Raw genomic sequence first — 12,448 nt, forward strand, 5'->3', positions numbered from 1 at the left:
GGACGCGTGGTCTCCCCTGATCGCGGACACCACCCCTCCCAGCGGCCGCGCTTCTTCGTTGTGCTTATGGGGATGCCGTAGGAGGGGCCGGGAGCGAAACGGCAGCTTGCGGGGGTCGACGTTCTTCCCAGCTGCGAGGGCACCCGCGTCCTTAGGGAGCCAAGCTGGTAATGGGGATGACGCAGACGCCGTCGTCGCGAACGTAGGCGTGCTGGCCCAGCCCCTCTACCACGGCAAGGAACGACGGAGGCTCGGTTCCAGCAGCTTCCATCTTAGCCTTCAGGCGCAGGAGGTTTTTAGCGGCCTGGTCTGCCTGGCTGTGCCCGAGCTTTATTTCGAGGGCGCCCCATTTCCCGTCATAGGATTCGATAATCGCGTCCACTTCCAGATCGGTGTTATCGCGGTAGTAGCGCACCTGCGCCTCTGAGGCCTCGGCGTATACCAGCAGGTCGCGCAGGCAAAGGCACTCAAAAAGGAACCCAAAGGCGTTGAGGTCGCCGAGGAGCTTCTGCGGGGTGGCCCCAAGGACGGCCGCCGGTAGAGAGGGGTCGACGTAGTGGTATTTGGGTCGCTTGTTGATGCGGATTGAAGACCGCAGGTTCGGGGACCAGCCGGGGATTTCCTCAATGACGAAGATGCGCCGAAGAGCTTGAAGGTAGTCGTCAACCGTTTCCTTGGAGAGCGGCTCGCTCGTTGCATCGGCGGTCATGTCGCGAATCATGGTTTTGGTGGCCGTCGCCTGCTCTGCGTTGCGGGCGAGCGAATGGAGGAGCCGACTGATTTTCTGCGGATCGCGGGCCACGTCGTCGACGCGCGAGAGATCGTCTTCGGACACCTGGCGCACGTAACTGCGGGCGAGCCGCGATGCCCGGCGCAGCTCCATGGCTTGAACGGCGGGCCAGCCGCCACGGAGGACGGCGTCGCAGAGGTCCTCTAAGGTTACGGGAAGGGCGCTGCCGTCCGGCTTCTCTCCATTGAAGAGGGCCCGCAACGATATGGCCCCCGAGGACCGGTTCGCCTCGAAGAGCGTCATGGGTCGCATACGCACCTTTTCGATGCGGCCCACGCCGCTGTGATGCGGTTTGGCCCTGCGGGGAACGGCGGAGCCCGTGAGGATGAACGTATCCCGCTTGCCGCTTCTGTCGACGGCGTTGCGGACGGCATCCCACAGCGAGGGCACCTCTTGCCACTCGTCAATGAGGCGGGGATGGGCGCCTTGGAGCGCCTGGTGGGGAGACAAACGCGCCAGTTCTTGGTTTTGGAAGGCGCCTTCGGTGTCGAGCAGGCAGATCTCGCTGTTGCTGAGACTTCGGGCCGTCCACGTCTTTCCGCAGTACTTTGGCCCCTCGATGCACACGGCTCCGAAGTCTTCCAAATTCTCGTAAATGAATCTATCGAGAACCCGTGGCTCATAGCCGATGTTGATAAGGTTTCCACGCTGGGGATCAATGGGTATGCTTATCATTGAAACTCCTGGTTATCTAAGGAAATACTGAGATTAAGAGGACTTTCACTCTCCTTTTTTCAACCAGTTTACTCTCCTTTTTTCAACCTGTCCACTCTCCTTTTTTCAACCAATTCACTCTTCTTTTTTCAACCTAAATATGCCTTCTTTTCCCGAGGGCGTGGGAGAGGCTTCGGCTGCGAAACGGGTCTCATACGCGAAGCGCCGCCCCGGATAGCGGAGCGGCGCTTGAAAGGGGTGCGGGCCAGGGAGGGTAGGCCCGCAGGGAGTTGGAACGGGAGAGTAGCCCTCCCCCCGGGGGGAGGGCTACAGGGGGGCGGAACCTCGGCGGGGCGGCGCGGGTCGGGGAGGGAGAACTCGCGCCGCGCCGAGACGGCCGTTTCCCTAGGCGATGGCCTCAGCGGCGTACATGCCGGCCATGCGGCCGCCGCTGTAGGCGCACATGAGAGAGAAGCCCTCGTAGTCGCAATAGGGTGCGCTCATGAGGGTGCCGTTGTCGGCGCCGGCCACGTACAGGCCCGGGATGGCGATGCCCGCGTTGTCGATGGCCTGCAGGCGGTCGTTGGTGCGGATGCCGCCGATGGTCACCCAGGCGCTCGGCTCGTACTGCATGGCGTAGAAGGGGCCCTCCGCCACCGGCTGCAGGAAGCAGGCCGGCTTGTAGAACTGCTCGTCCTTGCCGGCGGCGCAGTAGCCGTTGTACTCGTCCAGCGTCGCCACCAGCTCGGGGGCGCCGATGGCTTCGGCCAGGGCCTCCACAGTGTCGGCCTTGAAGATCCAGCCCGCGTCGACGCCGGCGTCGATGTTCGCCTGCACGTCCTCCAGGGGCTTGTCCTTCAGGGTCATCATGCCGGTGCGCCAGTTTTCGGCATCGGATCCGCACAGCGTCCAGGGGTCGGTGCCGCCGGCCAGACCGTCCACGTAGGCCTGGTCCACCACGGCGTAGTATTGGCCGCCCACCAGCGAGATGGCGCCGCCCAAGGCCAGGGGCAGATTCGCGAACTTGCCCTCGTTGCTGAAGCGGCGGCCCTGGTTGTTCACGAGCAGCGTGCCGTAGATGCCGATGGAGAAGGCAGCGTTGCCCTTGCCCCACAGGCCGTCGGCGTTCTGGTTGGAACCGGAGAACTCGTTGCCGGCGATGCCCCACTGGGTGGACACCTGGCCGCCCACCTCCTGCACCATCTCGATGCCCTCGCCCACGGACAGCAGGTTGCCGAGCGGGTTCACGAAGGTGCCGAAGCGCTCGGTCATCATCTCGGGATTGCCGAGGAAGCCGCCCGTGGCCACGATGACGGCCTTGGCCTTCACGTCGATGATGCTATCGCCCTCGCACTGGATACCGGTGCAGGTGCCGTCTTCCATGATGAGGCGCTTGCCGGCGGTGTTGAACAGGAACTCGCCGCCGTTGCCCTCGATGAAGGCCTGCAGCGGGCCCATGCGGTCCACGCCCTTGGCCTGGGTCTTGGAATCCTTCGGGTCTGACTGGAAGTTGCAGCGCACGGAATCGTGGCCGGCGCCGTAGTTGTCGGGGCGCAGGCCCGTGGCCACGCCGAACTCGTCGGTGAACTCGTCCACGGTGCTGCCCGACAGCTCCAGCGCCCGCTTCACGGCCGCGGCGTTCGTGGACCAGTGGGAGTACTCCATGATGTGGTTGAAGGCCTCCTCGATGGAGAAGGCGATGCCGGCCTGCTGCTGGAGCTTCGAGCCCACCATGAACGGGCCGCCGGCGATGGATCCGTTGGAGACACCCACGTCGCCGCCCTTCTCGATGACGATGACCGACTTGCCGGCGCGGACGGCCTCCACGGCGGCCCACATGCCCGCGCCGCCGGCGCCCACGATGGCGATGTCGCATTCCTTGGTCTCGTCGGCGGTCTGCATGGCCGCGCCGGCTTCTTCGGCGCCGGTTTCGGCCAAGTCCTTCGCCGGGGCCTTCGGAGCGCAGCCGGCCAGGGCCGCGCCGGCGCCCAGGGCGGCGATGCCCCCGAGGGTCAGAAAGCTGCGACGGGAAACGGTGGTGTTGCTCATGGTTCTCTCCCTCCAAGAGTTGGAATCGATGCCGCTTGGGGGCGGCTCTCGGAATCGGTGCCGCATTTCAGCGGCGGGGCGACCGCCCTCTCAGCGGCCGAGCCCATCATGGAACCGCCACGATTTCTTGTCGCGGGTGAAGTTGCCGCCGATTCCGGGTGATTGCCCCCTCACCCCTCGCCTCACCCCTGAGTTTTCCCTGGTACAATGAGCCTATGTTCCAAGGGGAAGGCGGGAGGCTCGCCCCGCGGGAAGCCACGGAAGAGGGGAATGACCAACGGTGGGAACCAGGGAAGCAGTGCAGATGGTGACGGGTACCATGGTGGAGGCCGCAGCCGAGGGGCTGCCCGGGCCCGCGTCGGCGCCGGCGCCGCCCGGCCCAGCGCAGCAAGAGGGCGAGGTGGCCCCGGATGCTCCCGGCGATGATCGCGGGGGCATGCCGGCGCGGTTCTTCCCCTGGCGCTTCCTCGGCATGGGGCTGCTCATCGCCTGGCTCTGCTGCACCCACATCACGGCCATATTCCCCGGCCCGGGCATCGACCTGGAGCCCCGCCACGGGTTCGACTATGCCATGCGCGTCGGCGATGTGGGCATGCTCTTGCTGCTCGGCCTGGCCGCACCGCGGGTGGGGCGCCTCAGCTGCCATGGCGGCCTGTGCGCCGGGCTGGTGGGACTTACCTGTGCGGGAACGTTGGCCGGCGGTGTTGCTCTCATTCCCGGGGCCGTTCCCGTGCCGCTCCTGAGCGCGGTCGGCGTGGTAACGGCCCTCGGCGGGGCGGCGCTGTTCTGCCTGTGGGCCGAGATCTACTCCCAGATGGGCATGACGCGCACCATCATGTACGGGGCTCTTTCCTGCCTGGTCGCTGGTGGTGCGGCGTTCCTCGTGTGCACCATGAAAGCGCCCTATGCCATCCTCGCGACGGCAGCCCTTCCTGTCCTGTCCCTCGGCTGCGCCTGGCTGAGCCTGCGCGCACTGCCGGGAGAGCCCGCCGGCCAGCCTCGGGCTCGATACGCCGTGCCATGGAAGCTCGTGGCCATTATGGCCGTGGCTGGCCTGCTGTCGGGCACGTCAGGTCTGGTGCAGGTGGAAGGGGTCGGGGCGATGTTCCGCGTGCTGGCCACCATGCTGGCGGGCGCGGTCATTTTGGGGGTGATGTTCGCCCGCCGCGACCGCATGGACGTGCGTTTCCTCGCGAAGGTGGCCCTGCCTCTGGCGGTGCTGGCCCTGGCTCTGGTGCCCTCCGCCCACGGTGCCCTGGCCTACCTGGTGGCCTTCCTCGTCAAGTTCGCCTACGTGTGGTTCACGTTCTTCGTGCTGCTGGTGCTGGCGGGCATCTGCTATCGCTTCGAGGTGCCGAGCCTGCGGGTCTTTGCTATTGCCCGCGCTTCTAGCGAGGCGGCCATTCTGGTGGGCGTCATCTTCCGGCGCTTCTTCTGGGAGAGCGGCTATACGGAAAACGACGCCTTTGTCGCAGCCTTCGCCGTGGCGGGCCTTGCGTTGGTGGGAGCTTGCGTGCTCGTGTGGACGAGCGAGAAGTCCGTCAATGGTGACTGGGGCGCAGCGGGGGTGGCGCCCGAGACGAACCTGCATGTGGCCGGCCCTCGCGAGCGCTTCATCACCCGTTGCGATCGCCTGTCCGCCGAGCATGGGCTGACGGCCCGGGAGGCGGAGATCATGGGGCTCATCGCCCAGGGTAAGACGCGCCGCGAGATAGAGGGCGAGCTGTTTCTGTCCGAGAACACGGTGAAGACCCACGTGCGCCACCTGTACGCCAAGTTGGGCGCGAACTCGAAAGCCGACGTCATCGCCCTGTTCGAGGGGTAGGAGCGCCGGGCACTGCCGGATGTTGTTGTCGCAATGGTCTGCGTGTTTCTGGATCGGTTTATTATGGCTTCGGGGTCTCTCGGGCTTCTTTCGCATCTTTCGCAAACTTTCGCAATTTTCGCAAACAGGCGCGATGTCCGTGCAGTCAGTGCAGTGAGGGTTCGCTTGATGCGCGGGCGCTGGCTTTTGCCAGAGGTTTCATCCTGATCGTATGAGGGGACGGTGGGGTCCTTGGCTAAGATGGGGTCGGTAGTCCCGTCGGAAGGATGATGGTGAAGCGTGCTCTCTGGTGCTCTGGGTCGAACAGAGTGAAGGCGCTGCTGGCGTTGGCTCTTGCGGCGACCGTAGTGGTTGCTGGATGTGCGGGAGATCCGGATGGTTCGTTGCCTGAGGAAGTTGGCGGGCGGGATTCCGTAGCGCCTGCTTTGGTCGTGGCGTCGACCTACACGGGGGTGCCGTTTGAGATGAAAACGGGCATGGAGCCCGAGGGCTTCGCCATCGACCTGCTGGCCCGGGTGGGCGATGAGTTGGGCACTTCCCCGACCTTCGGCGATCCCGTGCACGATGAAAGTGCCCTGCCCGATATAGAGCCGGGCACTGTGGAGGATGTGGCGGCGTCGGTGGCGGCCCATGAGGCGACCGTGGGCCTTTCGAGCATTCGGTTGAGCGACGATCTGCCCGAGGGCGTTGTGGCGACCGATTCCTATCTTGCGCTCGACCTGGCCGTTGTCGTCCGCGCGGATAGCAGCATTGAAGGGGTGGAAGCCATCGGGGCGGGGCCGGTGGCTGTTCAGGGTCGTGGAAGCGCCGCAGCTTGGACGGCCGAGTCCATGCCCGAGGCCGAGCTGGTGACCTACGACGATCCCAACGATGCGCTCTCGGCGCTGGTGTCGGGCAACGTGGTGGCCTGCGTGGTGGACGAGCCCGTGGTGCAGCGGTTCCGCAAGGTGAAGGCGCCGGGGCGTCTGGCGGTCGTCGAGACCGTGACCACCGGCGACGGCTTCGTGATGGTCGTAGCCGAGGACAACGGGGCGTTGGCCACGGCCATCAACGAGGCCCTGGCCGCCCTGAAGGCCGATGGCACCTACGACGAGCTGATCGAAACCTGGTTCGGCGAGCCTTCCCAGCGCGGCGATGCCGGCCCCTATACCGCCATGCCCGACGGCCCTGGCGATATGGTGTTCCAAAACGGATAGGATCCGGCGGGCGGGGCGCCGTGCCTAATCAGCCGCCGGCCTTCTCGCGCCCACCCAGCCGACGCCCCTCTCGCTCCGGCGTCTCGGTGGACAGCTGCCCGTGCGCCTCTAACCGGCCTTGCACTGGCTGCGACGGCGGCGGTTGCGGCGCTGGCCGCGACGGCACAAGGTGGAGGCCCCGATCAGCTCGGGGCCTCCACTGGTTCGCTCGGCTGCTGGCTTTCCGGCCGTTAGGCTTTGCTCACTGCGTCATCGACGGCCGCCATGATGGCCTTGCTCGTCAGGGTGGCGCCGGTGGCGACGTCCACATTCGTGCCGTTGGCCTCGACGATGCGGCCGGGCATGGTGGTCACGGCGTCCGTGGCGATAGAGGGCGTCTCGTTCTGCTCGAGGATCTCCACGGCGCTGATGGTCGTGCCGTCGAAGGCTACCTTGACGACGATGGGGCCCTTCTTACCCTCGGCCACGCCGAGGTATTCCCCGTCGCCGGCCTCGTAGGAGGACAGGTCCACGGCCTCACCGAAGGCGGCCAGGGTCGTGGGCACGAAGGCGACGCCGTCTTCAAGCACCGATTCCTGCAGGTTGTCGTCCTTCGCCGCCGCGGCGTTGCGCCCGGAAATGCGCCCGAAGATCATGCCGCCGCCCAGGTTGCACGAGCCCTGGTAGTGATTCGACCAGATATCGCCGAGCTCGCCGGCCTCATAGAGGTGGGGGATGGCCTCGCCGCGCGGGGTCACGATCTGGCCCTGCTCGTTCTTCACGGGACCGCCCTGGGTGTTCACCAGGGTATGGGTGAGCTTCACCGCGTAGAAGGGGGCCTCGGCGACGGGGGACAGGTCGCCCTTGCGGCCGAAGGCCAGGTCGGTGCCCTCTTCGCAGAAGCGATTCCACTTGGACACCTCGGCCACGAGGTTCTGGGTGCCCTCCTCATCGAAGCCTATGGCGGCGGCCAGGGCCTCCAGGGTGTCGGCTTTTAGGATCCAGCCCTTGGCGATTTCCTCCTGGCCGTCGGCCGACCAGGACTTATAGAGGGGTCCGCGACTGAAGATGGCCTGGTCGAGCACTTCGTAGGTGACTTCGGGCAGCACGGGCACGTGCCAGGTGCCGGCGTAGTTCAGGTGCCCGTGGTTCGTGGCGCCGGTGTCGGTCTCGCTGATGAAGCGGCACCCGTTGCCGCCGACGAGAATGCCCTTCAGGTCGCTGTCGTACTTCCAGGTACAGTCCAGGGTGTCGGGATCCACGAACTCGAAATTGTTCGTCTGCATGTTGCCCATGTGCCACAGGTCGCAGCCCACCTCCATGGCCATCTTGATGCCGTCGCCGGTGTTGTGCAGCGCGTGGCCCAGCGATTCCCAGCCGTGGTAGCCGTTGAAGCTCTGGAGCATCTCGTCGTTGGACTCGTAGCCGCCGCAGGTCAGGATCACGCCGTTCTTGGCGCGCACGTTCACTGTGCGGTCGTCCACGGCCACCTCCACGCCGTGGACGATGCGTGTCAGCGGATCCTGGATAAGGTGCTGGCCGGCGGCCTCGTACCACACGTCGATGGCGTCGGACCGGGCGGCCACTGCCTCCCGGAACAGCTTGTAAGCCGCACCGTCGCCGCGGCCCTCGTGCACCGTGAGCACGCGGAAGGACTGGGCACCGGGCATCTCGGGGTATTCGATCTTGCCCTCCACGAAGGCAGGGCTCTCGGCGCCGAGGTACTCGATCCACTCCTTGTTCTTCACCATCTCGCCGCAGTAGGCCTCGATGATGGCGTCGCTGGGGGTCTCGTAGTCGCCGCGCATGGCCTTCACGTAGGCGATGGCATCGTCGAGGCTCTCCGACCAGCACAACAGCTGCATACAGGCGATGGAATTGCCGCCGGCCTCGGCCTGGGGCGCTTTCTCCAGCAGCAGTACGCGGGCTCCAGCATCGGCTGCGGCAATGGCGCTGTTCGCTCCGGCGCCGCCGAAGCCGACGACGATCACGTCGTATTCGGCATCCCAGGCCACGGTGTGTTCGAAGGCCTCATCGGTACCAGTGGCGGCCGCGGGTGTCTGCGGCGAGCAGCTGGCCATGAGGGCGGCGCCCAGCAGGCCCGAGGTGGCAAGGGCCGAGCCGGTGAGGAACGAGCGACGGGACAGATTGGTGTTCATGGGGTATCCCTCCTTCAGGGGTGGAACGGATGGGGCGCGGTCTCGCATCGGCGGGATAGAGCCGCGGGCCCGGGCCGGGGCGGGGGAGGTGCGGTCGCGGTGCCCGGGCAACGCCCATGATGGGGCGCCCTGCGCCGATGCGCATCCCATAAAAGCCCCGCATGCTCGCCAGGCCCTCCCATAAAACATGTATATTTGCCTTTTCCCTGATGGGGTCAGAGGGAAACGGGGGTCGTCGGTCGTGCAGGAGGGCCCGTGGAAGCGTTATACTTACCCCCATGGAGAAGGAGGAACGCAACATTCTCATTGTCGCAACGCTCGGTATGGCGTTCTGGTGGCCGCTGCTGCGCAACAGCATCGTGGGCTTCCTGTTCTCGCCGTCCCGGGTGGCCGAGCCGTGGGCCCACGGTTGCCTCTGGCTGTTTCTCGCAGTATCCGCCCTGGTGGCTTGCGGAGGCGTGCTGGCCTTGGGGTCGGAGCGTGGCCGCCGCATCATCGCTGGCCGCGGGAGTGCCGCCTTGGTTCTGGCGCCCTGCGTGGCAGCAAGCGTGCTGGGGCTTCTGTTGGTGGCGGTGCCCGCGGCGGGGGAAGCGGCCCTTGTTGCCGCCGATGCCGTTATCTTGGCTTGCGTTTACGGTGCGTTGCCCCTGGGTTGGTGCACCGTGCTGCTGCGGTGGTTTGGTCCGTTTCCCAAGCGGCTGCTGCTCGTGGCGGCGACATCCTACGGAGCGAGCTTCCTCGTGGGCTACCTGTCCTACGCCCCCGATCCGCTCAACCTCGTGCGCCCGGTGGGCGCCCCTCTCTTGTCGGCCGCAGCTTGGCTGTACTGCTGGCGCGAAGGAAACGGCGGCCCCAAAGGACGCGCTGCGGCGTCCGATGGGGCCGGTGAGACAGCGGCGGTCCCGGGGATGGCCCAGGCTGACGGTCGGAGCCTCTATGGACTCGTTTTGGTGATGTTCCTCGTGAGCAGCGTGGCGACGGGCTTCATCAACTCAGGTACGGCCTCCTACGATCCGTCGCCCCACACCTTCGTGCGCGATACCCTCAATGTGGTGGCGACGCTTTCGATCATCGCCCTCATAGCCGCATCGAAGTCGGTAGAGCGCATCAAGTTCACGCTCATCGTGGCGATCGTCGTGTTGCTGTTCGGCGGCATCTTCCTCGCCACGCTGTTCCGGCAAAGCTGGTTCACCATCGGCGTCGGTCTCATACAGACGGGCAAGTCCTGCTTCTCGCTGCTCTTGTTCATGCTCGTGGTGTTGGAGGGAGCCGCAGGCCCTGCCGCTGCGGGGCGTTCGCTGCTGCTGAAGTTCGTGCTGCCCACCATCGCAAGCAGTCTCATCAGCTATTTGATCGTGCCGTTGGCGGCCGAGGCCCTCGGTGTGGCCTACAACGACTTCTGGGGTGTGCTCTCGCTGTTGCTCGGGTTCTCCCTGGGCGTGTTCCTCTTCGGGTTCCTGTCATCCCTGGTGATTCGGTATCTGCCCCGCGTGGAACTCGCGCCGGCTCCGGGTCAAACGGAGGCGGTCGTTCTCGCTGGGGCCATGGCCCGTGCCTACGGCCTTACCGAGAAGGAGGCCGAGGTGCTGGGACTCTTGCTCGAGGGGAATACCTACAAGAAGATTGCCGCGCTCATGTACGTCAGCGATAGCGCCGTGCAGTCCCACGCCAAGAGCATCTACCGGAAGGTGGACGTCCATACCAAGCAGCAGCTGGTGGACCGCGCCCTGGCCCTCCGCGACCGTCCCGGACGGTAGGGCCGCCCGGGACGGGGAGGCCGGTCTGCGGGCAGGGCCACGCTAGGGGGCGCTGGGCCTGGGCGGCATAGCTCCGCGGTTCCGACCAGGGTACCTAGGCGCGCGGCCCTAGTCGCTCTTGCGCTGGCTGCGACGGTGCAGGGCGAAGGCGATGGCGGCTACGACGGCGGCGGCCACGGCGACGGTCGCCACTGCGGCGAGGGCCGTGCGGTCGCCCGTTTGAGCAAGGCTCTCGCCTTCGCGCAGCCCGGTTTCGTAGACGTTCTTCACGTAGTCGGCTTCGGCTTTGCTCACGGGGTTCTCGATCATCTCATCGGTGATTTCCACCTTGTCCTGGGCATCGCCCGAGGCTACGAAGTCGTTGACCACCTCGTCTTTGTTGGGAACGGCGGCTTCGATCTCGTTCTTGTCGAAGGTGGTGTCACTCGGCAGGCTCGGTGGGGTGGAGGCATCGCTGCCCGGGGTAGGGGCGGAATCGTCGTTCGGGGTATCGGCGGGCTTGTCGGAGGAATCGTTTCCGGCGCCCTGATCCGGTGTGCCGTCATCGGGGGCATCCCCGCCATCGGGCTTGGTCATGCTGTCGTCGGGGGCGGTTGCGTCATCGGGCGGCGTGCCGTCATCAGGCGTGGTCGTGTCGTCGGGCTTCGCCCCGTCATCGGGAATTTCCACGCCGTCGGGGATGTTCGGGGAATCGGGCACGTATAGCACGTTGATGACATTGTCATCGGGATTCACGCCCACGCGGATCTCGGTCGGATAGGTGTCAACCACGTAGGTGCCGTCGATCTTGTACTCGTAGGCGTCGCCCTTCACGAGTTTGTCGAAGCGCTGGTCGGTGAAGGTTTCGGAGCCCATCTTGATGAACTTCACGTCATCGGGCTTCAGGGCGTCCTTCCAGTTGTCGGCCGACAGATCGGCGTTTTCCATGAGGTAGTAGTTCACGGTGTACGCGTTGTTCCACAGCTTGAAGTAGAACAGCTTGATCACGTTGTCGTCGGGGTTCTCGCTCACGGTGAGGTTCTGCGGCCAGCCGTCCCAGAAGAAGTAACCGGGGATGTCGACCACGTAGTTCCAGGCGTTCAACGTTTGTCCGACGGCCACATCTTTGAGCTCGTAGGTCCCCAAGAGCACGCGGCCCTCGGCGTCGGGCTTCACGTCGCCGTCGTCGTAGTTGACGTTCTCGTAGTACATGATGGTGGCCGTGGTGGCTGCCCCCTCGGCTTCAGCGTCGTTGTTCGGAGCGGCCTCCTCCGTTGGATTGGTGGAAGCGAGGCTCCGGTTGGGGTCGTCTATCGACTGGCTTGCGCAGGCGCTCAGAGAGATGGCCAGGCATCCCGCAAGAAGGAATCCCCACAGGGAGAGGACGGATTTTCTCATTGACGTGGCCATGGTGCGCCCCCATTCTCGGTGCAGCAAAGGTTCTCCCTCACTGAAAAGGTCATCGCAAGTATAAGAAGGCGACCTCTCGCAGCCCACGCCCCCGCCGAACCTGTCACCAACCCTCCCGTAACCTGTTGTCTCCCGGACATTTCGTAAGAGGGCTCGTGCGCTTTGGGATGCGACGAGCAGTATCCAGCTTCCCTGCTTCACCGAAAGGCGATATCATTGCTATCACCTAAGCGAGGGAGGTGCTGTTGTGGCCGATCTGCTCATACGAGACCTTAACGAGGGAACGAAGCGACTGCTGCGAGAGTGGGCGGCGCGTCATGGGCGCACGCAGCAGGGGGAGGCAAAGGCCATCCTCGAATCGTCGCTGCATCCTGAGCCGTCAAGCTGGGTGACGCGGCTGAGGAATGCCGCCCAGGCCGTCAGCGGTATCGATTTTGAAGATCCTCCGCGCCATCCGGCCCGGGAAATTGATACGCGGGGGTGGGTATGAACTATGTTGTCGATACCAATGTGGCCTCGGAATTGATGCGCCCCAGCGCCTTTCTTTGTGCCGAGCTTCATGAGCGGGCGTTGTCTCAGGGGAAAGTGCCCACCATAGAGGATCTGATGATCGCAGCCATCTGCAAGCGCAACGACTGCATTTTGGCAAC

8 protein-coding genes are annotated in these 12,448 nt (G+C 65.2%); 4 read left to right on the forward strand and 4 right to left on the reverse strand.

Translation table 11 applies throughout. The features are described 5' to 3' along the window. Window positions 1-151: 151 nt before the first annotated feature. Complete coding sequence (locus ACTOXK_RS07260) at window positions 152-1,465, reverse strand: ATP-binding protein (protein ID WP_482277303.1); 1,314 nt, start codon at window positions 1,463-1,465, stop codon at window positions 152-154. 384 nt (window positions 1,466-1,849) lie between these two features. Continuing rightward, window positions 1,850-3,493 (reverse strand): FAD-dependent oxidoreductase, encoded by a 1,644-nt coding sequence (locus ACTOXK_RS07265; RefSeq protein ID WP_482277302.1) that lies wholly within the window; start codon window positions 3,491-3,493, stop codon window positions 1,850-1,852. Window positions 3,494-3,773: 280 nt separating this feature from the next. Between ACTOXK_RS07265 and ACTOXK_RS07270 the strand changes: the two genes are divergently transcribed. Together ACTOXK_RS07270 and ACTOXK_RS07275 are read left to right on the forward strand one after the other, a co-directional pair. Continuing rightward, the gene (locus ACTOXK_RS07270) at window positions 3,774-5,318 is read left to right on the forward strand and encodes a helix-turn-helix transcriptional regulator (protein WP_482277301.1); all 1,545 of its coding nucleotides are present in this window, start codon (window positions 3,774-3,776) and stop codon (window positions 5,316-5,318) included. Between the two features lie 269 nt (window positions 5,319-5,587). Next, entirely contained in the window at window positions 5,588-6,514 is a 927-nt protein-coding gene (locus ACTOXK_RS07275) for a substrate-binding periplasmic protein (RefSeq protein ID WP_482279226.1), read from the forward strand. 230 nt (window positions 6,515-6,744) lie between these two features. Here ACTOXK_RS07275 and ACTOXK_RS07280 read toward each other — a convergent pair whose 3' ends face one another. Continuing rightward, window positions 6,745-8,652 carry an FAD-binding protein gene (locus tag ACTOXK_RS07280; RefSeq protein ID WP_482277299.1) on the reverse strand — a complete coding sequence of 636 codons (1,908 nt, stop codon included), beginning with the start codon at window positions 8,650-8,652 and terminating at the stop codon, window positions 6,745-6,747. Between the two features lie 278 nt (window positions 8,653-8,930). Here ACTOXK_RS07280 and ACTOXK_RS07285 point away from each other — a divergent pair, with 278 nt between their 5' ends. After that, entirely contained in the window at window positions 8,931-10,409 is a 1,479-nt protein-coding gene (locus ACTOXK_RS07285; RefSeq protein ID WP_482277298.1) for a helix-turn-helix domain-containing protein, read from the forward strand. Window positions 10,410-10,517: 108 nt separating this feature from the next. Here ACTOXK_RS07285 and ACTOXK_RS07290 read toward each other — a convergent pair whose 3' ends face one another. Next, on the reverse strand, window positions 10,518-11,798 hold the full coding sequence (locus tag ACTOXK_RS07290; protein WP_482279227.1) for an ICP22 family protein: 1,281 nt from the start codon (window positions 11,796-11,798) through the stop codon (window positions 10,518-10,520). 247 nt (window positions 11,799-12,045) lie between these two features. Here ACTOXK_RS07290 and ACTOXK_RS07295 point away from each other — a divergent pair, with 247 nt between their 5' ends. After that, complete coding sequence (locus ACTOXK_RS07295) at window positions 12,046-12,288, forward strand: FitA-like ribbon-helix-helix domain-containing protein (protein ID WP_482277296.1); 243 nt, start codon at window positions 12,046-12,048, stop codon at window positions 12,286-12,288. Window positions 12,289-12,448 lie beyond the last annotated feature (160 nt).

It is taken from the genome of Adlercreutzia sp. (assembly GCF_056795635.1).